This window comes from Novipirellula artificiosorum (assembly GCF_007860135.1).
Taxonomy (GTDB): Bacteria; Planctomycetota; Planctomycetia; order Pirellulales; family Pirellulaceae; genus Novipirellula_A; species Novipirellula_A artificiosorum.
In genome coordinates, this window is sequence record NZ_SJPV01000007.1 from 393,312 (window position 1) to 415,034 (window position 21,723).

The following is a 21,723-nucleotide window of genomic DNA, read 5'->3' on the forward strand; positions in this document are numbered from 1 at the left end:
TTGGAATTCATTTTTCCAATTTCTTGTTTCAAATGCTTATAATCAACTTCACGCGTTGCATTGATGCAACATTCAAACGCCGTTCTTGAATACAAGATGCCACTACGAAACGACGATGAATTTTTTTCGGTCGACCCGTCCTCGGACACACAAGTCCGTGGACAGCGAGATCGTGATACGTTTCAATCGGGCGTCGCCTCCGATCCGATCCACCCCCTTTGGTCCGAAGGCGATCGGTTGGGCTCGTTCGTCCTCGAACGATTGTTGGGGAAAGGCTCAAGCGGTTTTGTCTATCGTGCGTATGACGAGAACACCGGGACACGCTGCGCACTCAAATTGCTGCTGCCGGCGAAGTTCGAGAATTTGATCCGCAACAAGCTCGGATTCCGGCGGATGATCTCACTGCGGCATCCCAACCTGATTCATGTCGATCGGATTCACCAACTCGGCCAGTTCATCGCCTTTTCGATGGAAGAAATCAAGGGCGTGACCTTTGCCCAGTGGACTCAGTCGGTGGCAGACGGCGTGGCAGACGGCCATGTTCTACCGCTGGCACCGGGGCAGACCGAGGGGGGGCAAGATCAAGGCGGTCCGGCCAAACATGCTGTAGAGGCTGCTCGGTCCACGGAGCTTCCCCTGGATCGAGCCTTTCAGCAATTGTTAACACTGATGCATCAGTACGCCTCGGCGCTAGCGATGATGCACTCCCATGGCTTGGTGCATCGCGACATCAAGCCTCGGAATTTGATGGTTGGATCGAATGGGAATGGTCATGTGATCGACTATGGACTCGTTGGCACCATCGACGTTGAAAGTGACCCGTCGGGTTATCGCGACTACTTGGTCGGCCCGAGGCATTACTTTGCACCCGAAACGCTTTGGGACCAGTACTACTTGCCAGCGAGTGATATTTTCAGCCTGGGGTTGGTCCTCTTGGAAGCGATTCACATTTTGGATCGAGGGCATCGAAAAGGCAACGATCCGATCCAGCAGGAATCGATCGTTCGATCCCAGGCGAATCCTCGTGACGATGAAGCGTTGATTCGAAAATCCTTTGTCGGGCTGTCGTCGAATGTGCCAGCGTTCTTGCTCGAGGCCTGTCAAGAAATGTTGCAGCGAGACCCCGGTGATCGACCGACCGCAGCCGAGTTGAGTCGGCTTGGCTCTTCGGCCGCCCCGATCGGTGTCTGGTTTGAAAATGCAATCGTCGGTCGCGAAGAAGAGCTGATGATCGCTTATGGTTGGATTGACCGCATCTTTGATGGGGAGATCGGTCGCCTTCATATCGAAGGGCCGTCAGGGATTGGCAAATCGCGTCTGTTGGACGACCTTGAGCACTACATCAAACAAAAACGCTGGGGGCAGGTTTTTCGTGCAAGGTGTCGGCGGGGCGAAAACCAGCCGCTGCAAGCCTTTGACCAAATATGCGACGCGATCGCGACGCGCTACATGAAGAATGATCGCGAAGTGATGGAGCTCGATCCAGTCAGCACGGAGATTTTACATCTCGCTTTTCCCGTTTTGAAGAAGGCAATCCGTGCCAGTTTATCGGTCGATCCTGCTGGTAAGACGTCGAAACGGCTTGATGCACTGGAGGCGGGCGTCCGGTTGACGAAAGAGTTGCGAATCATTGGCCCGCTGATCCTAATCATCGACGATGCGCAATGGGCGGACCGGGACAGTTTGAATTTTCTCGACCGTTTGCATAGTGTAAGCGGGGGGATGCTCGGAGTCATTACAGTCTCTCGTCCCGAGGGCGATCTGCAGAATTCGCCGCCAACCTTGCGTTTGCCACTTTCTGCGATCTCTGACACCGCCGCCAAGGCGTTGTTGGTCAACGCCGCGAGGCGATGCTCGGTCAGCTTGAACGATTCGATGATCCGTCAGCTGATCGACGCGGCTGCGGGGAATCCTTTTCGCTTGATCGATTTTTCGGAAGAGTTTCGGCCGGGCGGCGCTCTGCATCAGGCGGCGCAAGCCGATGGCACCGAATCAGGGTCGATCGCGGTCGATGGCATTCGCCATCTGTGGCGAATGCGGGTCAAGCGTCTTAGTGAAAGCGCGAAGACGGTCTTGTCGTACATTGCTACGGCAGACCGTCAAGTTTCGATGCGTCAATTGGGCGAATTGATCGGGGAAAAGGAGTCGATCGACGCGGCGGTCTCGGAGCTGGCGCAAGCCCGTTTGGTGCTTGACGAAGCGACCGGGGGTGAGTGCATTTCCGTGATTCACGATAGTGTAACCGACAGTTTGTTGAACACCCTGTCGGACGAGCAAAAGCGACGCTGCCACAGCGAGTGGGCCAGTTTGCTGGCACGTCAGGATGACGGAGCGAAAATGGCTGCTCGAATCGCTACCCATTTTTTTGATGCCCAGGAGCCAAGTCTCGCCGTGGCGTACGCGATCATGGCCGCAGAGAATGCCGAACGATATGTTGCCAAGACCGAGGCAGCTCGCTGGCATGCTCGCATCATCCCCTTCGTCTATGGGGCCGAACGCATCGAGCGGATTCGCCAGGCGGCCATCACTTTCGCCGAGGCGGATCGGCCGACAGAGGCAGCAGAGTATTATCAGCTGCTGGCGTCGGAAGTCGAGCAGGAAGAGAGCATCGAACATCAATTGGTTGCCACCGCCTTGTTGATGCGGAGTGGCCATTTTTCAACGGCTCAAACGCAACTGAGAAAACTGGCGAAAGCACTCGGTGCTCCACTCGTGAAACCGGCTTGGCTCAGCAAGATCATGCTGGCAAGCACACCGTTGCGACTTTGGGTTGCACGACTTCGTGATTCCGTCGGAACCTGGGGCTCCGAAACGGCGTCGACCCGGGACCGCCAACGATTGCAACTCTGTTTGTCGGTCGCTCGGCCGTTGTCAATGTTCGACAATTTGTACGCTGCGGAACTCAATGTCGCGGGTGTTCGTGATGCCGCACGATACGGAACCGAAGCACAGCGGATTTTGGCCGAAACCGGAGCAGCCGTGTTTGGATCCTATGACCGAGGAGCGGCGCGGATTCGCAGTGAGGTGTTGCTACAGGAACTATTGCCGCGTGCGGTGGAGTTGGGGAACCCGAAAGCAATCGGTGACGTCTGGGCGGGGATCGTCGTTTCCAACGCCTTGGCGTTGCGTTGGCGACGGGCCAATACGTCCGTCGCGACCTGCTTGCAGCATTACCGATCCCAGTCCGATCCACTCAGCTTCGAAATCTCGCACACACGTTGGCTCGATATTTGGGCGCAATGGAATCTGGGTCAGTGGCGTCCGATGATGGATGGATGCAACCAAATGTGTGAGGATGCCCTGCAACGCAACGACCTGTTTCAGTGGATGGTCATGAGCGGTGCCGCTGGCGCATCGGCGTGGCTGATGCGAGACCAAGTTGAACAGTGCGCCAAAATTCGAGAAGATAATGCCAAGCATGTCATGCCCGGGGTTGGCATTCAAATGTTCAACTTCACGGAATGGCTTGCTAACCTCCACTTGACGATCTACCGAGGTGACTTTGCCAAGGCATGGGATCAGTTTGAATCGCTTCGGCCAGGTCTGATGAAGCTGCCATTTAGCAGGCTGCAACTAACGCGAGTGACCGTTTTATCCACCGGAGCGTTGATCTGCCTGCATTTGCTCAAGACAGAATGCGATGAGCAATGGGCCGTGCGCGCCAGAGGTTTTCTGCAACAGCTCAAGCGAGAGCAAAATGCCTACGCCGATGTGCTGGCGTTGCTTTACGGCGGATTGCTAAGACAGCTTACTTCATCGACCCGCACCAACAAGAAAGAAGCTTGTCGTCAATTAACCCTCGCATGCCAAATGGCTAAGAGCCAACAGTTGCGGCCGTATCAATTGGCCGCTCAAGACGCAATTGACACGGTGGTCTCCGGCGAAGCCGTGGGGCATCTGGCTGACCGCATGCATCGACACGGAGTCAAGATGCCTGTTCGATTCAGCCGCTTGTATACCGTGGATCTCGACTAGCCTTCGACGATGATGCCCATGCTGCGGGCGGTGCCTTCAATCATCCGCGTTGCATGATCGAGGTTACGAGCATTGAGGTCCGCCATTTTCTTTTGGGCGATCTCTTCGCATTGGCCCCGTGTCACGGTGGCAACCTTGTCTTTGTTCGGAACGCCACTTCCCTTAGCAATGCCGGCACTCTGCTTCAGCAAGGATGCGGCTGGGGGGCTCTTGGTGATGAACTCGAAGCTGCGATCGCTATAGATGGTGACGATCACCGGGATCGGGGTACCATTGTATTCTTTGGTTCGATCGTTGAATCCCTGGACGAATTGTCCAAGGTTCACGCCGTACTTACCCAGGGGGGCTCGTGCCGCAGGGGTCAGGCCTTGTCTTGGGTGTACAGACCCAGCAAACGCTCGATTTCCTGAAGCTATCGAACCCATGCGGTCGCTTCGATCACTTTCTGAACGCTGGCGCTGTTGAGTCGCCGACTTGTTGATCGGTGTCTCGCTTTGTCCTCCCCCTGGGACATTGCCACCATCCGCTTCAGGAAGTCGCCGCTGCCCTCGACTCACGACGCTCCGTCTTGAAAGGATCTTCTGGAGCGTGAAGCCCTTCTTTCACGTACCGGCGATACGCACGAGCCGGATCCCCGCCGCCGACTGATGTTTTCCAGTGAGTGCGGAGGCGATCCTATTCAATCCAATCGACATGCTTGGATTTGCGAGCGTAGCCAGCAAAGATGCTGTGCGGCCACGACTCAGGATCTTGGGCAAGTGGTTTGCCGCCGTTGCAGGGATTCAGGTGGATATATCGGCTCAGCGTCCAGTAGTAGCCTGCGTCTTCGACGAGAAAGGCTTTGTAGCGACCTTGATAAAGGTGTCCGGTTCGCCGTTTGCGTTTGGCGTACCAATTGGCGTAGCCCGAGAGCCAATGTTGCATTCCCTTGGCCAAATTCGGTTCTGGCGTTTGGATCAGCGCATGAATTTGGTTGGGCATCCAACAGTAAGCGAGCACGATCCAACCACTCCGCTGCACCTCGTCTTTTAGCCCCTTGGTGAAACGCTCGTAGTGACCTTCATCATGAAAGAGTTTTCTTCGGCCGTCACCTCTTGTGACAACATGATCGTTTGCGCCGGAAAACGGAATGCGAGGTGGTCGCGGCATCGCGTGCTCCGTTTGGTCATGGTAAATGACTCGCCTGTCGCGAGTCTATCTTCCCCGGAACACCCAGGACAGGCTTGACCCCGATGGCCCCGGCGGCAACGAGCAACCACTTCCGGCCGACTACGGGGCCCGAGTAACCAACCCGAGACAAGAAATTTGTCCCGGATGTGGTCAAGGCGTACCGACGAACAAAAGACCGGATGGACCTTTTTCTTAACCCGAAGACTTGACAATCTTCCCCATATTCGAGACGATCTAAACCTGCGAATTAACGATCGTTTCTCTCAGCGATCATGCTACGCGAAGTTGATGAGGTTCGGGGATGGGGTTTATCACGCTTGGGTCAGTGATGTGCGCCGAGGTGGTTTCAGAATGCCGAAGGGTTTCTCTCTTTCTCTCTTTCTCTCTTTGTTTGCGTCCTCAGTGCTGGTGAACCGCTTCAAGCGATTTCTGTTACTATTGATTTGCCCACACTGGCTTTCGACGGCAAGGTCCCAAGCCGACACGTAGATATTGGAACGATTGTCAAAGGGCAACAGTACCGGGTGCGGATACCCGTTAAGAATTCAACGCCAAACGATCTAGTTGTTCATGATATCAAATCCAGTTGTGGATGCGTGTTGTTTGCATCGGCCGAGGACGACATTATTTCTCTTAAGTCTGGAGAAATGCACACCTTTGAGATGAGGCTCGTAAAGGTTGATCTCGGGCGATTTGGTGTCGACGCCGCGGTTGTTTTCAAAACTGGTCAAACGCTTTCCTTGTCAGTTCTCGGAAAAGTCGTCGACGCGTTTGCCTTTCTTCCGCCATCCATTCTGATTGACCGTTCTCAATCAGACGACAGTATCGAAATTCGCCTTTCAGCTAACGGGAAAGACAAGTTTGGAACAGGCGTCGAACTAAAACTAATGTCAACGACTGGACCCATTAGTGGTTGTAGTATTGAAGGAATCTCCGGTTCTGGGGCAAAGGTCGACCTGCTTGTTTCAGGTGACGAAGTCGGTTTCGAATCAGGGGGACGTGTCGCTTTTCTTCTCACGCCAGCCACGCAGCACGATCCAGTGGAGATTTTCTTGCCGTATGAGGTGAAGGGCAGCATTACTGTCTATCCCAAAATGGTGAGCGCGAGAGTCTCGGAGAAAACGACGCTCACTTTCTATCTGCGAACACATTCCAATGACATGCTGAGTGTGTCCGAAGGTGACGAAGTTAAGCTAAAGGTCCTTTCTGACCAGGATGAGTCATCATCAGATCTCCTTTGCAAGGTAACGGATGTCGTTGCGGTGGCAGCAAATGTACTGCGTTTGACGATTACATTGAGCACAAACTCCATGCTGGAGAAAACCGGTGTCGTAGATGCCGAGATTGGTTTTGAGGATGACCGGCGATGTCGTATCAAAATCGCCGTTCCTCACTGATCGTTTCTTGTTTCTTTAAGGTAGATTCAGATGTTTCGTAATGTGTTTTTCGGGTTGATCATTGTCCATTGTGCGTGTGTATTTGGGGATACATATTGTTGGGAGGACCCTACAGAACCAGTTTCGTGTTGGACACCTGGGCTGCATGCCACCTGCGATGGATCGGTGTGTTCTAACAATGAATGCCCTGACACTGAGTATGGAGAGGACCGTTTTAGTGTTGAAGAGGGCGATGGTTACCCTGATCCAGATGACCAATCTGGTGCACAGTGGTATGCCAGTCTTTCGACGGGTACTGACGACACGGGATGGGGCCGGATACCACATTCCTACCAGTGTTACCGAAAAGTGTTCTGCACGTGTATAGTGCCGAGCGAAGGGTATCCCAACGATAATTACGTACGGTGCGTTCGAGGCACTGAAAAAGGTGCATGGAAGGGTGTTGCCTTTAATGAAGCTGATCAGAATTGGCCATGCGATACGTTAGGCCCAATGCCTTAAACAGTGTCCATTGATTGATCGACGATCGAACAGGGTGATTCTGGGTTGAGCTAAAAGGCGGGAGGTCATGCGGAAAGCTGTGTTCGTTTGGCTGTCCGCGTGAACGCCCCCGAACTTGATCGTTTTCCACACAAACAGGAATAGCAGTCGTGTACAGAGTGACGTGTCTCATGATCGTTCTTTTGTCAGGCTTTCACGGTGTTTCGGCTGACGATACCATGCACAGAGAAGAGCGGGATAAAGAAATCCACCCTCTTCAAGATCGAGTTTTCGAATACGCTCAGAACTACATACTGGCTGCTGAAGAAATCAACAAAGACTACGCTTGTTGGGTCGATTGTGAACTACATGGCGTGGGTCCGCATAGGCCCGGCCCCGTCTCGGAAAAACAGTCCTCGATATTTGCTGCGAATCGAGAGAATGACTGGAAGTTTTGGGCAAGGACATCCAATGACAGCCTCGATGTTAGGATACCGTATTGGGAGCAGGTACTATCAACAGGAAAGCACAAGAGAATGCGGCGGGGAATCACTTCGCACATGAATGTCCGTAATACAGAAGAAGACCAGGAAGTGAAACCAACCGTCCCGTATCGTTCGCCCTTCTATTTGTCTCTTGTACGCTACTCTACGTTTTCAAGGCATCCAGTTGATGAGGAATATGTATCGCGAATGCTGTTTGAAGTCTGCGAATTAATTGATGCGAATTATGACAAAAAATCTCGAGATATGATTGCGACTTGGCGACGTCAATTTGATGGTTTTTCTAGTGAATTCACCATTCGCTTTGGAAAAGAAAATGGCTACCTACCGTCTCGATCCGTCTATACGCTTGTGAATAAAGAATCGCGTCGCGTTTTTTCCCTCTGCGAAACTGAATGGGATTGGAATGGCTCACACCGCGTTCCGGTATCCTATCGCGTTATGGATGAAGACGCTTCCGGAAAAACGCATTACGAGTACGAATTCTCGCTTGAATGGAAAATTGGAGACGATAACCCAGATAGGTACCCGGAAAGCTCCGTTCATGATTGGCGTCTGGGATATTGCAAACTATTTGAGCGAAAGTGCTACGACCAGGATCAGGTGGATGCAGACCAACGTGCGTTGAGAGATTTTATGTTCAGTGAGAAACTCCGTCCACATGACGAGAAAAGCTCCGACTGATTAGCTGCCCAAATGGAATCACCAATAACAGCTGCTGCATTCTTCTCGGGAAGGCGAGACACTTAGGTTGAAGTGGCGCCAGTCATCAACCTTTTGGCCATGATAGATCGCCAAGTAGCCACACGACGTTGAAGCGGTCGCTCGGCCGTTGTCAATGTTCGACAACTTGTACGCTGCAGAACTCAATGTCGCGGGTGTTCGTGATGCCGCACGATACGGAACCGAAGCACAGCGGATTTTGGCCGAAACCGGAGCAGCCGTGTTTGGATCCTATGACCGAGGAGCGGCGCGGATTCGTAGTGAGGTGTTGCTACAGGAACTATTGCCGCGTGCGGTGGAGTTGGGGAACCCGAAAGCAATCGGTGACGTCTGGGCGGGGATCGTCGTTTCCAACGCCTTGGCGTTGCGTTGGCGACGGGCCAATACGTCCGTCGCGACCTGCTTGCAGCATTACCGATCCCAGTCCGATCCACTCAGCTTCGAAATCTCGCACACACGTTGGCTCGATATTTGGGCGCAATGGAATCTGGGTCAGTGGCGTCCGATGATGGATGGATGCAACCAAATGTGTGAGGATGCCCTGCAACGCAACGACCTGTTTCAGTGGATGGTCATGAGCGGTGCCGCTGGCGCATCGGCGTGGCTGATGCGAGACCAAGTTGAACAGTGCGCCAAAATTCGAGAAGATAATGCCAAGCATGTCATGCCCGGGGTTGGCATTCAAATGTTCAACTTCACGGAATGGCTTGCTAACCTCCACTTGACGATCTACCGAGGTGACTTTGCCAAGGCATGGGATCAGTTTGAATCGCTTCGGCCAGGTCTGATGAAGCTGCCATTTAGCAGGCTGCAACTAACGCGAGTGACCGTTTTATCCACCGGAGCGTTGATCTGCCTGCATTTGCTCAAGACAGAATGCGATGAGCAATGGGCCGTGCGCGCCAGAGGTTTTCTGCAACAGCTCAAGCGAGAGCAAAATGCCTACGCCGATGTGCTGGCGTTGCTTTACGGCGGATTGCTAAGACAGCTTACTTCATCGACCCGCACCAACAAGAAAGAAGCTTGTCGTCAATTAACCCTCGCATGCCAAATGGCTAAGAGCCAACAGTTGCGGCCGTATCAATTGGCCGCTCAAGACGCAATTGACACGGTGGTCTCCGGCGAAGCCGTGGGGCATCTGGCTGACCGCATGCATCGACACGGAGTCAAGATGCCTGTTCGATTCAGCCGCTTGTATACCGTGGATCTCGACTAGCCTTCGACGATGATGCCCATGCTGCGGGCGGTGCCTTCAATCATCCGCGTTGCATGATCGAGGTTACGAGCATTGAGGTCTGCCATTTTCTTTTGGGCGATCTCTTCGCATTGGCCCCGTGTCACGGTGGCAACCTTGTCTTTGTTCGGAACGCCACTTCCCTTAGCAATGCCGGCACTCTGCTTCAGCAAGGATGCGGCTGGGGGGCTCTTGGTGACGAATTCGAAACTGCGATCGCTATAGATGGTGACGATCACCGGGATCGGGGTACCATTGTATTCTTTGGTTCGATCGTTGAATCCTTGAACGAATTGCCCAAGATTCACACCGTACTTTCCCAATGAAGTTCCGACGGGCGGCGCGGGGGTAGCTTGGCCGCCAGGAACTTGAAACTTTGCGACCCCGGTTACTTGTTTTGCCATCTTTTTATTTCGTTATTTGATTCGGTATAGGGTTGAATGATTAGGGAAGGAAGCTGCGAGCGAACCGCTGACAGCCGACAACGAGCCGTTACAGCGGTTCGACTTGCCAGTGATCGAGTTCCATCGGAACACTTCGTCCAAAAATGTTGATGATGACGGTAATGCGGCCATTCGCTTCGTCCACCGAATCGACGTCGCCCTCTTGGTTCTCGAAATTGCCTTCCTTGACGCGGACTCGGTCTCCGACCTTGAAAGGGATGGCGGTTTTGATCGGTGCTTCTTCCTCGTCATCCAGTTCCGGCTTATTCACAAACCGCTCGATATCCGCAGGCTCCATCGGCATCGGCTTCCCGGCCGCTCCGGTAAAGTCGCTGATGCCACCAGTTTCCCGAACCAAGAACCAAGTGTCATCATTGATGATCATGTTGGCCATGATGTAACCCGGTAGCAATTTTCGCTTGGTGACCCGGCGTTTTCCATCACGAGTGAAGGTCGCTACATCTTCGCTTGGCACGATGATCTCACCGAAGAACTCTTGCATGCCCTCCATCAGGACCCGTTTTCGAAGCGCGTCGGCAATGGAATCTTCGCGGTTGAACGCGACCTTCAAGATGTACCAATCCATCTTTGCTTCGGTCTCTTCTACCGTATCGACTTTCGGCTTCGAGATCTTTGGCTTGGGTGCAGGGGGTGGGGGCGCAGGGGCGGAGGCCTGTTCCGTGTCGACATCGTCTGCACCGCCAGCAGCGACCGTTTCGGTCATCTCGACCGTCGCGTCCTCTTGATCCTGCGAGTCGGCCGCAGCCTTGTCGGCATCGTTTTCCATCGTCTCAAGATCGTCTTTCGTAGGATCGGCTTCGTTCACGGTTTTCCAGCTTCGTTCACGGTAATACGTTAGGAGGGAGCAAAGAGCCGACCGCAGCGTTCGGGCGTCGGCAAAGCTTTAGGGACGTTGTTAGCTTGTCACGCCGATGAAATTAAAGATGAACTGCCAGAGGATGTCGAAGCTGAACAATGCGATGGCAAGGAAAAAAATCGTGAAGATGACGACGATCGAAGCTCGAATCAGCTCATCCTTACTCGGCCAGGTGACCTTGTTCATTTCCGCTTCGACGGCAATCAGAAAATCAGCGAATTGTGGCCAGTTGACCAAACGGTACCCGACCCAAGCTCCGATCGCGAGCAGCAACCCCGAGGCAACCGGGGCAACGTAGGATCCGGTGGGAAAATAACCGCGCAGTGTCGCATACAAGCTCCAACTACCCAGGGCGACGATCACCCAGATGGCTAAGCATGTCAATTGTCGAACGATCCGTCCCTGGTTTGGCTTGTAAACCGAGGTATGGAACAATTCGCTCGTAAGTGGGGCACTGTTTGTCCCCGCAATGTCTCGTGACACCGTTTGCTCCTAAAAGTGATCCCTGGCGACTGCAAGACTGCAAGTCCTTTGCAGCGGTAAACTTCGATGCATGATTTTTGTGGTCAAAGCAGGGGCGGAGGGACTTGAACTCTCAACCGCTGGTTTTGGAAACCAGTGCTCTGCCAATTGAGCTACACCCCTGAGTGATTTCTGATCGATCGAGTGATTTCTCGAACTTCGCGAAATCGTAACGAATCTGCTACAAAAAGCCAATGGCCAACAGAGGCATAAAACCCCGCTGGCCATCGGTTTTTGTCATTTGCAAAGTGGGTTTAGGAAAGAATCTTCGTAACAACACCACTGCCGACGGTACGGCCACCTTCGCGAATCGCGAAACGAACACCATCGTCCATCGCGATCGGCTTGTGAAGTTCGACTTCGACCTTGACGTTATCGCCGGGCATGCACATTTCAGCGTCAACCAAGTTGGCTGTGCCCGTGACGTCGGTCGTTCGGAAGTAGAACTGAGGACGGTAACCGCTAAAGAACGGCGTGTGACGGCCGCCTTCGTCCTTGCTCAAGCAGTAGACTTCTGCTTCAAACTTGGTGTGCGGCGTGATCGAGCCTGGCTTTGCCAAGCATTGACCGCGTTGAATGTCTTCACGCTTGACGCCACGAAGCAGGCAACCAACGTTGTCTCCGGCACGCCCCTCGCCCATTTCCTTGCGGAACATTTCGACGCCGGTGCAGGTGGTCTTTACAGGTGCATCGGCGAGTCCGACGATTGCGACTTCGTCGCCAACCTTGACCATGCCACGCTCGATACGACCGGTCGCAACCGTTCCGCGACCTTCGATCGAGAAAACGTCTTCGATTGCCATCAAGAACGGCTTGTCATCCTCACGAACAGGCTCGGGAATCGCCGAATCGAGTGCGTCCATCAATTCGCTGATGCACTTACTCTTTTCTTCGTCGGCTGGGGCGTTGTACGCAGGGAGCGCCGAACCACGGACGACAGGAACATCGTCGCCGGGGAAACCGTACTTGCTGAGCAGGTCACGCGCTTCGAGTTCGACCAACTCGAGCAATTCTTCGTCGTCGACCAAATCGCACTTGTTCAAAAAAACCACGATGTAAGGAACGCCTACTTGGCGAGCCAACAGGACGTGTTCCTTGGTTTGCGGCATCGGACCATCCGCAGCCGAAACCACCAAAATCGCACCGTCCATTTGGGCGGCACCGGTGATCATATTCTTGATAAAGTCAGCATGGCCCGGGCAGTCAATGTGGGCATAGTGACGATTCTCGGTTTCATACTCAACGTGAGCAACCGCAATTGTTACCGTCTTGGTCGAGTCACGCACGGTACCGCCCTTGGCGATCTCTGCATAACCCTTTGCTTTCGCTAGGCCCTTGGCAGCTTGCACTGCGAGGATAGCACCAGTCGTGGTCGTTTTGCCGTGGTCAATGTGGCCAATAGTGCCGACGTTGACGTGGGGCTTTGTCCGTTGGAAAGTTTCCTTAGCCATTGTTCTAAATCACCTACACTCGACCAACACGTAACTGATTCAGGGCAAACATGCCCGTCCACAGCCTGAAATCTCCGCGACCGCGTTCACACCCACGGTGACTCGCCGATCTTTCAGCCGCATGGCCACTCGTTCAACAAAGAAATCGAAACGAAATGGAAAATCTTCGGTGCTCCACCGCGGAGCACCCGTCATACCTACAATTCATAAGGCATTTCTGCCGTCGGCTGCAAAACAACCAATGCCCGGCGTCACCTCGCCAGCGTTGCCAGCCGCCCTTTTGGCGGTTGGACTGCCACAAAGCTTCCGTAGTTGTTGCGAAAAGTGCCGTCGCTTGCAATTGCCGAAACGGAAAAAACAGCGTTTCATCACCAGATTTTTCTTTCCCGACTCAGCAAACGGGTTCGAGCCGTCACCGACGAGAGCTGCTGATGGGATTTGAACCCATGACCTCATCCTTACCAAGGAGGCGCTCTACCACTGAGCTACAGCAGCAGAAAAGCCCTCGGCGAACAGCCATCAGCGATCAGCTTTCAAAAGCTAGCCGCTGATCGCTGTTCGCTTTCAGCTTTTCCAAAAGCGGGTGAAGGGAATCGAACCCTCGTATTCAGCTTGGAAGGCTGCTGCTCTACCATTGAGCTACACCCGCCTAAGAAGTGAAGGAAGAAGGAGGAAGTTCGAAATTCCCGACTTCATACTTCTCACTTCAAACTTCCGGCAGTGGGGGCTACAGGATTCGAACCTGTGTAGGCGTAGCCAACGGATTTACAGTCCGTCTCCTTTAACCACTCGGACAAACCCCCGAATCTTCTTCTCAACTTTGCTTCTCGACCGAACTTATCAAACTCGTTCGAGTCGCATTGTCGAACCCCACACGCAAACTGCCAAGTGGGGGCAAACTTGTTTTCTGTTCGGCTTCCTCGTCTCCGTCTTTCCTCGTCTCCGTCTTTCGCTGGTTCCAACGACAATTCGTCTTCGTTGACCGCGAGGCCCCCACCGAAGCGGGGACGCTGTGGGCAAGACGAAAGCCAGCGGAGGGATTCGAACCCACGACCGGCTGATTACAAATCAGCTGCTCTGCCAACTGAGCTACGCTGGCGGTCACTTCGTCCACCATCTCACCCCAATACGATTGGGTTCAACGATTTGGAAGGGCAGAGTGTAGCGATCCCTCGACATCAGGCAAGGCGAAAATGCCGTTCCATGTGCTGAATCGGGCCAAATCGTTCGATTTTTTTCGATTTGCCGCCGGCTTCACCCGCGACCCACCTTGTCCATCCACCCTGCTCGCCAAAAGACACCCGGCGAAGGTGCGATGTTCGCGAATCGGCTACCGCCGCGGGAACGCGGCCGGTTCGCCGTACCATGCTGGGAATGCGCCCATCCGCACCGCCAAAAGCACCGCCTTGCCGTGAAGATGCTCTGGCCCATGGGTGTAGTCCCATTCTAGACGCTCCTCGTACCTCAGCACCCTCAATCGACTGCTGGGGTCGCATGCCATCATCGCCAACTGGTTCGGTGAAAAGTAGTTGACCACGGCTCCTGCCGTTTCGCTGACCGGCGCTTCGCTAAACACGCCCGGCGGCTGGTCGCTCCCCGGATCCTCGATCGTGTGGACCTGAACATAAAGCATGCCATTGGCCGTCAGTGCCTCGGTCATCCTGCGCCACAAAACCGCGGAATCTTCGGGCGAAATGTGATCCAGCACCGTGGTTGCTACAATCACGTCAAAAGAATCCGCAGGCAACTCGACGTCCCGAACATCAATCTCGTGCGTCTCCACACGATCGCGAACTCCGGCCCTGACCGCACGTTGCAGCACGCGCTCGAGTCCTCGGTTGCTCAAATCAACCGACAACACGTGGTAGCCCGCCAAGGCTAACGCGATCGAATCACGGCCCGCCCCCGCACCAAGATCCAATGCCTTGCCACCGCCACCGACTTGATCCAAATAGGCCGAAAGCGAGGCTGAGGGTTCTTCGCCATAGGCGACGTCTTCGCGGTCATAAGGTTCGTAAAAAGGGTCCGTCACGGTCGTTGGGCTCCAAGGGTTTCTTTGCGTTATGCAGTTTAGATTGTACCAGAACCGTTTCGGTCGCGGCGATGTAACGCCGCTACGCGGCCAGCCGTCGTGCAACCCGCTCCGGAGGCTCTCGCCAACGCCGATGCAGCCACCAATATTGTTCGAGTGACATGCCGACGGCGATCGCGAGGTTGTCGTTGTACCATTGAGTCAAGGTCGTGACCGACGCACAGATGCCATCGGGATCGTTCAACGGGTCGGCCACCGCAACGCACCCCGCCTCAAACCGCATCGGCTGGCCTCCGGTCCGGATCGTGTAGCTGACCATCATCGGAGCATTCGACCCCAGCGTAAATAACGCCAACGCTTTATGGCTCGACGCAGGAACCCCGAGGAAATTGACCCAACACCCCTTTGGCCCTGCATGTTGGTCCGCCAAAAGCGATAAGGCCCCGCCCGACCGCAAATGCCGATCGATCAGCGGCGCACAGCCTTCCTTGTCGACCATTTGCTGACCTTTCGCGCCGCGAAAACGTTGGACCCAGCGATCCAAGAAAGCATTGTCCAATTTTCGAGCAATCGTGGTCGTGCTAAACCCCATCAACCCAAGCACGTAGCCACCGATTTCAAAATTCCCAAAATGCCCGGTGACGCTAACTGTCGGGCGCTCGCTCAGTAAGTGGCCAAGCACCAATTGGTTGTCTCGGAACGTGACATATTGACTCCAATTCGTAAGGTGCAGTCGACGTTGTGCCCATGCGATCTCGCACACCATCAACAGCAGGTGCCGCCACATTTTCCGCGACAAGTGGTCACGGGCTTCGCTCGATGCATTGGGAAACACCTTGCGGAGATTTTCGTCCGTCTCCGAATGCCGGATTTTGAGTGGGCCCGCTGCCAAGGCGGCTACGCCATCGGCCAACGATTGTCCCATGTCCAGCGGTAACGTCTGGATCACCGCGACCAACAGCCGGACCACCGCATATGCAGCAAAATCGACCGCTAATCCCGCCCATTTCTTCAGCGAATCTCGCACTGTGCCCATCATTCGTTCTTCCCAAACAATCCCTTGACGCCGGCGCAGTGTAGCGGAAATCCCAGTTCAGCGAGAAGGCAGATCTCGTTCAATCAGCGGCGGAACAGGGCAATCGAGCAAATCAGCGATCCCACGCAACAATTCCGCTTCACGGATCCGCACTTTCCCGTCGGCACATACGGTCGCAGCACATCCATCGACCACTTTCCCCCTCAGCCGCTCGGTCACACGAGGGAACACTTTCAATGCGTCGTCAAGAGTCTTCAGCGTGCATTCGGACTCGGGCAGCAGATCCATCGATAAACCCACTCGCCGAGCGCCAGCAGCAAATGCCATTTGGACGTCTTGTGTCGATTCATGGCCAACTCGCGCAAGCGTTGAAAGTAACACCGAGACTTCAGGCGTTAACCGCTGCAGCCCATAGTAGTAGACAACCGGGCTTTGGACGGGGCCAAAATGCGGTCTCAGGTTCCGGCGTAGCACCTGCGCGAGCGTCCATTCGAACACCGAGATTTTCGAATCGGCTCTCGCTAACGCATCAAACGATTGCATGAACGCCACATATTGAGGCTTGGACATTGCTGCCAACGACGGTAGCGTGACATCGATCACGGGCAGGTAAGCCTTATCGGGTAGCCGGTCGGTCAACTGGCTCAATCGCTGGGTCAACTGAACCAGCGAGGGTTCGATCTTTTGGTTGAGCGTCGCCATCTGCTGAGAGCGAATCGTCGGCTCGCGATCGAGCAACAGCGCGAACACGACGGCACGTGCGGCATACGGATCTCGAGCGGCTTCGAGCAACTTCGGATCAAGTTCGTCAAGTAATCCGGCGGCATAGCGACGATGGAACATCTCGGGCGTTCCGATTTGGTCGGCTGCATGATTGACCACATGCAGCGGGGCGTCATCCGTCGGTCGCGAGTCAACCCTTGCGTCACCCGCAAATCCAGCAGCGCCCGCCGAGACGTCCGATCTCGATACATCCCCCACGGCTCGGCTGATGCTTGGAAAAACGCCATCCCAGCCGGGATCGATCGCCATGATCCGTTTTGGCAATGGCGGATGCGTGGCCATCAAGCCGGTCAAACCCTCAAAAACGCCTTGTGCAAAATACATGTGACTGGCGACCGTTGCGTTGGGGTGTTTCAGTTTTCCGTGCGAGTGCAGCCCGCCGATCTTCTTGAGCGCTCCTGCGATTCCGCCCGGGTTCCGCGTGAATTGCACGGCCGACGCGTCGGCTAGGTACTCACGCTGCCTCGACACGGCTGCTTTGATCAGCCCGCCCAGTAGCGAGCCAAGTGAGCCGATGATGATCAGCGCAAAGGCGAAGCCCAGCAAATAGATCGGGGCCCCCCCACGCCCACGGCTGGAGCGACTTCCGCCGCCGCCGTAAGCGAACACGCGAAACAACAATTTGCCGATCAAGGCCAGCAGCAAAATGCCATGCAGGATTCCTATCAGACGAATGCTCATCCGCATATCGCCATTGAGGATATGGCTGAATTCGTGCGCGATCACACCTTGCAATTGTTCGCGATTGAGGTGCTCGATGGCACCACGCGTCACGCCGATCACCGCGTCGCTTGACGAATAGCCGGCTGCGAACGCATTGATCCCGGGCTCGTCGAGCACGAAAACGGGCGGGACGGGTGTGCCCGAAGCGATCGCCATTTCCTCGACGATGTTCAGCAGGCGACGTTCGGCCAAATCGCCGGTGCTGGGAAACGCCCGCTTGCCGCCAACGCTTTCCGCAACACTCATCCCGCCCCCGTGGCGAAGAGCGAGCACCTTGTAAAGTGTCCCCGAAAGGATCAACAATGCCGCGAACACCGCGGCCGAACTGCCAAGCTTCAAGGCCTGTCCCTGCTGAACCGCTATCCCCACCAGCTCACGGGATTGCTTTGCCGAACCCAACAGATTGGCCAAGAACGTGACAGCGAAAAAGGTGGCAGCCACGATGCTGATCGTTGCGATGATAAACATCGCGATCAGCCACACGGTGTTTTTCCGGGCCTTCGCTTGCCGTTCGAAGAAATGGGTGCTCATCGACCGTTTCCTCAGCTAAAGGAAACCTTTGGAGCCTGGGTTAAATTCTCGTCATCAAATTGCAGTAACTCACGATCCTGAGTGTGCCCAAAGGTGTTGGCAAAGATCACCGGTGGGAAGGTTTGTCGGTAAGTGTTGTATTGGGTAACCGAATCATTGTAGGCCTGACGAGAAAAACTGATCTTGTTTTCGGTCGTCGTAATTTCCTCGGTCAATTGGGCCATGTTCTGGTTTGCCTTCAGATCGGGGTAGGCCTCGGCAAGGGCAAACAAACGCCCCAATGCGCCCGAGAGTCCCTTTTCTGCGCCGGCCAAGGCCGCCATCGCAGCAGGGTCGCTCGGGTCCGCCGCCGCGCTGGTCAGTCCGCCCACCGCTTGGTTGCGAGCGTTGATGACCGCTTCGAGCGTTTCACGCTCATGACTCATGTAGCCCTTGACCGTTTCCACGAGGTTGGGGATCAGATCATGACGTCGTTTTAGCTGCACCTCGATCTGGGAAAACGCATTGTCGACGCGGTTGCGAAGTGTCACCAATCGATTGAAAATCTGCACGCCGTAAAGCAGAAGCAACAGCCCCATCGCAAGCAGAACAACAACGATACCGATAATCAGAGTCATGACCAGTTTCCTCAGGGGTGCAAGGGTGGAAGGTGCCCTGATTGTAGCAACTTCTTTTGCGTTGCATGGCCCCGGCGAGTTCCGCTATCCCAAAAGCCAGACGGGGTGATGCACTAGCTGGACTTTAATTTGAGGGTTGCCACGTTCTATTGCGAAGCGGGTTACTCAAAGAAATCGACGGTGCCACTTTTCATGTTGTAAACGGCTCCCACGAACTTCGCCTTCATCAGCTCCGGATCGGCATGCTCAGCAGCCAAATAACGCAGACGCTTGACCGCAGCGACCACGTTGGCTCGGACAGCAGCAGAAACACGTTCTTTCGGGTCGGCAGGGTGCTTGTGATCCGACAACGTGACCTCGATCATTTTTAGCACCGCCTGCAACTCCATCGGCTCATGCGAACGCGTCTCGGCAGATTCCAAGGCGGCCGTGATCGCGCCGCATCCCTCGTGACCCATCACGACGACTAATTGGGTATCCAAGTGCCTGACTGCGTATTCGATGCTCGCGGTCACGTCCGTTGCAACCAGGTTTCCGGCATTGCGAATCACAAAAAGATCACCGAAGCCTTGGTCAAAAATCAATTCTGGCGGCACGCGTGAATCGGCACATCCGACGATCACGGCAAACGGATGTTGGCCTTTCATCAGTGCGCTACGGCGAGACATGCTTTCGTGATCATGCATCGACGCTTCGGCCGCAAAGCGTTTGTTGCCTTCGGCCAAACGATCGAGGGCATCGGTTGCGGAGACCGCGGCGCTGACCATCGCATGGGGCTTCTCGGTCTCGGGCGCTAGCTCGGTCGCAGCGGCCGGTTCGGTGGCGGTCGCGGCGGGTGGTTCGGTTGCGTGGGCGTGAAACTCGGTGCTCATGAGCGGAGCAACCAGCACTGCGGTGAAGGCCGCAACCCCAACACCAACATTCCATCGACCGACCACGCGTCGGAGCGAGCAAACGTGGGAATCCTCAATCGTGGTGCAGTACATCGTCTCTTCGTTTTGTATCTTCGTTAGGGGAGTGGATAGCTAACCGCCGGGCGGCTGCCGCTACTTCAAACTTAAGCCGAAGCAGCGGACGAAGTTTACCTTCGCGGCTTGGATTGGCAAAGGCAATTTGGGGGCGTGTGCAAATTCCTCATAATCGTGATGAGTGACACGGAACCCAAAAAAACCTCCGTGCGGTGAACACGGAGGTTTCATTTTGTATCCCTTGGTCCAAGGAAAACTACGCGTTCAATTTCTTCTCGAGCGAATCGAGGAAGACGGCCAATTCCTTCGGCAACTTGTCGCCAAACTTCGGATAATGGTTCGCCTTAATGTCCGCGACTTCCTTCTTCCAGCCGTCGAGGTCGACGCTAAGCAGTTCGTCCATGTCCTCTTGGGTGACACCTTCGGGCAAGCTGAGTTCGCCCTTGGCTGGCATCTTTCCGATCGGCGTGTCGACCGTCTTTGCTTTGCCGTCACAGCGATTGAAGATGTACTCGAGAACTCGGGAATTCTCGCCGAAGCCAGGCCAGAGCCATTGTCCATCGTCGGTCTTGCGGAACCAGTTGACGAAGAAGACCTTTGGCAGCTGAACACCGTCCTGCTTGCCAAGATCAATCCAGTGCTGGAAGTATTCGCCCATGTTGTAGCCACAGAACGGCAGCATCGCCATCGGGTCGCGGCGAATCGTTCCGGCCTTCAAGTCCAACGCCGCAGCGGTGACTTCCGATCCGACGATCGAACCCATGAACGTGCCATGCGCCCAGCTGTCGGCTTCGTGAACCAGCGGAATCACCGAGGGGCGACGACCGCCGAACAAGAACGCGTCGATCGGAACTCCCTTGGGATCCTCCCAATTCGATGCGATCGAAGGGCAATTGGATGCCTTGGCGGTGAAACGCGAGTTCGGGTGAGACGAAGGGCCTTCGCTCTTGCCTTGTTCCCATTCATTCCCTTTCCAATCGATCAGCTTGCCTGGTGCGGGATATCCGATGTCTTCCCACCACACGTCGCCATCTTCGGTCAACGCAACGTTCGTGAAGATCGTATCTTTCTTGATCGACTCCATGGCGTTGGGGTTCGAATCCATTGACGTCCCTGGGGCCACTCCAAAGAAACCGGCTTCGGGGTTGATTGCGTAGAGCTTGCCGTCGTCGCCGAACTTCATCCATGCGATGTCATCGCCAACGGTTTCGACTTTCCAACCGGGAATCGTCGGAACGAGCATGGCCAAGTTGGTCTTACCGCATGCACTTGGGAACGCCGCTGCGACGTGCTTTTCAACGCCTTCGGGGTTGGTCAGCTTCAAGATCAGCATATGCTCGGCCATCCAGCCTTCGTCGCGAGCTTGTGCCGATGCGATCCGCAGTGCCAAGCACTTTTTGCCGAGCAATGCGTTTCCGCCGTAGCCCGATCCGTAGGACCAGATCAGCCGCTCCTCGGGGAAGTGAGCGATGTACTTCTTATCCAGTGGGGCACAGGGCCAAAGACCACCATCGTCTTCGCCTTCGGCCAGCGGCTTGCCGATCGAATGCAGGCAAGGAATGTACTCGCCATCCGCTCCCAAAGCATCAAGAACCTTGGTTCCGACGCGAGTCATGGTGTGCATGTTCATGACAACGTAAGGGCTGTCGGTGATTTCAACACCGATTTTCGAAATGTTGGATCCAACCGGGCCCATCGAGAAAGGAATCACGTACATCGTACGGCCTTTCATGCATCCCTTGTACAATTCCTTCATCGTCGCCTTCAGCTCAGCGGGGTCGATCCAGTTGTTGGTCGGCCCAGCAGCTTCCTTGGTCTTGCTGGCGATGTACGTTCGGTTTTCGACCCGAGCCACATCGCTCGGATCGCTGCGGAACAACAGGCTGTTGGGGCGTTTCTTCAAACGAGTGGCCAAACCCGCATCGACCATGATGTCGGCCATCTTCTGATACTCGGCTTCAGATCCGTCACACCAAACGACCGCGTCGGGGGTCATCATTTCGGCGCATTCGTTGACCCAATCAATAAGCTTCTGATTCTTGGTCGGTAAATTCATCTCTACTCCTGTAAGGGGTTTGACTAGTTGCCAGTGGGTGCTTGGCTGTAGGTAGTGGGTTAACCAGACTGTAGGGGAACTCTCCACACGGCCTGTCCCGCTGAGCCCATATCCTAGGGGTGTTTCACTGGCTCGCCAACGGTACCTCGCGATCTTGGCAGTACAATGAATCGACGATAGCCTAAAATCCGCCGTTATTGAC

Annotated in this window: 16 protein-coding genes and 5 tRNA genes; 4 read left to right on the top strand and 17 right to left on the bottom strand. The window is 54.9% G+C overall.

The window, feature by feature from the left end; translation table 11 throughout:
* Window positions 1–63: 63 nt before the first annotated feature.
* A complete protein-coding gene (locus Poly41_RS20225) occupies window positions 64–3,975 on the top strand; it encodes a serine/threonine-protein kinase (RefSeq protein ID WP_146528537.1) in 3,912 nt (1,303 codons plus the stop codon).
* Here the strand turns inward: Poly41_RS20225 and rplK (Poly41_RS20230) are convergent.
* Together rplK (Poly41_RS20230) and Poly41_RS20235 are read right to left on the bottom strand one after the other, a co-directional pair.
* The gene (gene rplK / locus Poly41_RS20230; protein WP_146528538.1) at window positions 3,972–4,400 is read right to left on the bottom strand and encodes a 50S ribosomal protein L11; all 429 of its coding nucleotides are present in this window, start codon (window positions 4,398–4,400) and stop codon (window positions 3,972–3,974) included. The two genes, Poly41_RS20225 and rplK (Poly41_RS20230), sit on opposite strands and share 4 nt — an antisense overlap.
* 250 nt (window positions 4,401–4,650) lie before the next feature.
* On the bottom strand, window positions 4,651–5,124 hold the full coding sequence (locus Poly41_RS20235; protein ID WP_146528539.1) for a transposase: 474 nt from the start codon (window positions 5,122–5,124) through the stop codon (window positions 4,651–4,653).
* A 464-nt stretch (window positions 5,125–5,588) separates the two neighbouring features.
* Between Poly41_RS20235 and Poly41_RS20240 the strand changes: the two genes are divergently transcribed.
* From Poly41_RS20240 to Poly41_RS20250, 3 genes are all read left to right on the top strand, one after another.
* Window positions 5,589–6,542, top strand: a complete 954-nt coding sequence (locus Poly41_RS20240) for a DUF1573 domain-containing protein (RefSeq protein WP_197231477.1) — start codon at window positions 5,589–5,591, stop codon at window positions 6,540–6,542.
* Window positions 6,543–7,213: 671 nt separating this feature from the next.
* Entirely contained in the window at window positions 7,214–8,209 is a 996-nt protein-coding gene (locus Poly41_RS20245) for a hypothetical protein (RefSeq protein ID WP_146528541.1), read from the top strand.
* Window positions 8,210–8,363: 154 nt separating this feature from the next.
* Window positions 8,364–9,464, top strand: coding sequence for a hypothetical protein (locus tag Poly41_RS20250; RefSeq protein ID WP_146528542.1), 1,101 nt, complete (start codon window positions 8,364–8,366; stop codon window positions 9,462–9,464).
* On the opposite strand, the gene rplK (Poly41_RS20255) is transcribed toward Poly41_RS20250, so the two are convergent.
* The 15 genes from rplK (Poly41_RS20255) to Poly41_RS20325 form a co-directional block, all read right to left on the bottom strand.
* Window positions 9,461–9,886 carry a 50S ribosomal protein L11 gene (gene rplK, locus Poly41_RS20255; protein ID WP_146528543.1) on the bottom strand — a complete coding sequence of 142 codons (426 nt, stop codon included), beginning with the start codon at window positions 9,884–9,886 and terminating at the stop codon, window positions 9,461–9,463. The two genes, Poly41_RS20250 and rplK (Poly41_RS20255), sit on opposite strands and share 4 nt — an antisense overlap.
* 88 nt (window positions 9,887–9,974) lie before the next feature.
* The gene (gene nusG / locus Poly41_RS20260) at window positions 9,975–10,649 is read right to left on the bottom strand and encodes a transcription termination/antitermination protein NusG (protein WP_390621456.1); all 675 of its coding nucleotides are present in this window, start codon (window positions 10,647–10,649) and stop codon (window positions 9,975–9,977) included.
* Window positions 10,650–10,841: 192 nt separating this feature from the next.
* Window positions 10,842–11,285: a preprotein translocase subunit SecE gene (secE, locus tag Poly41_RS20265; RefSeq protein ID WP_146528544.1), complete on the bottom strand. Its 444-nt coding sequence runs from the start codon at window positions 11,283–11,285 to the stop codon at window positions 10,842–10,844.
* Between the two features lie 89 nt (window positions 11,286–11,374).
* A tRNA-Trp gene (locus tag Poly41_RS20270) sits at window positions 11,375–11,447 on the bottom strand.
* Window positions 11,448–11,578: 131 nt separating this feature from the next.
* Window positions 11,579–12,775: an elongation factor Tu gene (gene tuf / locus Poly41_RS20275; RefSeq protein WP_146528545.1), complete on the bottom strand. Its 1,197-nt coding sequence runs from the start codon at window positions 12,773–12,775 to the stop codon at window positions 11,579–11,581.
* Window positions 12,776–13,198: 423 nt separating this feature from the next.
* Window positions 13,199–13,270, bottom strand: a tRNA-Thr gene (locus Poly41_RS20280).
* A gap of 83 nt (window positions 13,271–13,353) precedes the next feature.
* Window positions 13,354–13,424: transfer RNA gene (locus Poly41_RS20285), tRNA-Gly, on the bottom strand.
* Between the two features lie 72 nt (window positions 13,425–13,496).
* Window positions 13,497–13,578: transfer RNA gene (locus Poly41_RS20290), tRNA-Tyr, on the bottom strand.
* A gap of 223 nt (window positions 13,579–13,801) precedes the next feature.
* Window positions 13,802–13,874 (bottom strand) — tRNA-Thr (locus Poly41_RS20295).
* A gap of 231 nt (window positions 13,875–14,105) precedes the next feature.
* Window positions 14,106–14,807, bottom strand: coding sequence for a class I SAM-dependent methyltransferase (locus tag Poly41_RS20300; protein WP_146528546.1), 702 nt, complete (start codon window positions 14,805–14,807; stop codon window positions 14,106–14,108).
* 82 nt (window positions 14,808–14,889) lie between these two features.
* Window positions 14,890–15,846 (bottom strand): lysophospholipid acyltransferase family protein, encoded by a 957-nt coding sequence (locus tag Poly41_RS20305; protein WP_146528547.1) that lies wholly within the window; start codon window positions 15,844–15,846, stop codon window positions 14,890–14,892.
* A 54-nt stretch (window positions 15,847–15,900) separates the two neighbouring features.
* Window positions 15,901–17,880 carry a M48 family metallopeptidase gene (locus Poly41_RS20310; RefSeq protein ID WP_146528548.1) on the bottom strand — a complete coding sequence of 660 codons (1,980 nt, stop codon included), beginning with the start codon at window positions 17,878–17,880 and terminating at the stop codon, window positions 15,901–15,903.
* Between the two features lie 11 nt (window positions 17,881–17,891).
* Entirely contained in the window at window positions 17,892–18,497 is a 606-nt protein-coding gene (locus Poly41_RS20315; protein ID WP_197231478.1) for a LemA family protein, read from the bottom strand.
* 161 nt (window positions 18,498–18,658) lie between these two features.
* The gene (locus Poly41_RS20320; protein WP_146528549.1) at window positions 18,659–19,483 is read right to left on the bottom strand and encodes a carbonic anhydrase; all 825 of its coding nucleotides are present in this window, start codon (window positions 19,481–19,483) and stop codon (window positions 18,659–18,661) included.
* Between the two features lie 238 nt (window positions 19,484–19,721).
* Window positions 19,722–21,521 carry a phosphoenolpyruvate carboxykinase (GTP) gene (locus Poly41_RS20325; protein WP_146528550.1) on the bottom strand — a complete coding sequence of 600 codons (1,800 nt, stop codon included), beginning with the start codon at window positions 21,519–21,521 and terminating at the stop codon, window positions 19,722–19,724.
* Between the last annotated feature and the right edge of the window lie 202 nt (window positions 21,522–21,723).

Bases quoted from the DNA above. Each gene is read 5' to 3' on its own strand.
- Poly41_RS20225 (WP_146528537.1), top strand. From the start codon at position 64: ATGCAACATTCAAACGCCGTTCTTGAATACAAGATGCCACTACGAAAC.
- rplK (WP_146528538.1), bottom strand. From the start codon at position 4,400: ATGGGTTCGATAGCTTCAGGAAATCGAGCGTTTGCTGGGTCTGTACAC.
- Poly41_RS20235 (WP_146528539.1), bottom strand. From the start codon at position 5,124: ATGCCGCGACCACCTCGCATTCCGTTTTCCGGCGCAAACGATCATGTT.
- Poly41_RS20245 (WP_146528541.1), top strand. From the start codon at position 7,214: ATGATCGTTCTTTTGTCAGGCTTTCACGGTGTTTCGGCTGACGATACC.
- Poly41_RS20250 (WP_146528542.1), top strand. From the start codon at position 8,364: ATGTTCGACAACTTGTACGCTGCAGAACTCAATGTCGCGGGTGTTCGT.
- rplK (WP_146528543.1), bottom strand. From the start codon at position 9,886: ATGGCAAAACAAGTAACCGGGGTCGCAAAGTTTCAAGTTCCTGGCGGC.
- nusG (WP_390621456.1), bottom strand. From the start codon at position 10,649: ATGACCGAAACGGTCGCTGCTGGCGGTGCAGACGATGTCGACACGGAA.
- tuf (WP_146528545.1), bottom strand. From the start codon at position 12,775: ATGGCTAAGGAAACTTTCCAACGGACAAAGCCCCACGTCAACGTCGGC.
- Poly41_RS20305 (WP_146528547.1), bottom strand. From the start codon at position 15,846: ATGATGGGCACAGTGCGAGATTCGCTGAAGAAATGGGCGGGATTAGCG.
- Poly41_RS20310 (WP_146528548.1), bottom strand. From the start codon at position 17,880: ATGAGCACCCATTTCTTCGAACGGCAAGCGAAGGCCCGGAAAAACACC.
- Poly41_RS20315 (WP_197231478.1), bottom strand. From the start codon at position 18,497: ATGACTCTGATTATCGGTATCGTTGTTGTTCTGCTTGCGATGGGGCTG.
- Poly41_RS20320 (WP_146528549.1), bottom strand. From the start codon at position 19,483: ATGTACTGCACCACGATTGAGGATTCCCACGTTTGCTCGCTCCGACGC.
- Poly41_RS20325 (WP_146528550.1), bottom strand. From the start codon at position 21,521: ATGAATTTACCGACCAAGAATCAGAAGCTTATTGATTGGGTCAACGAA.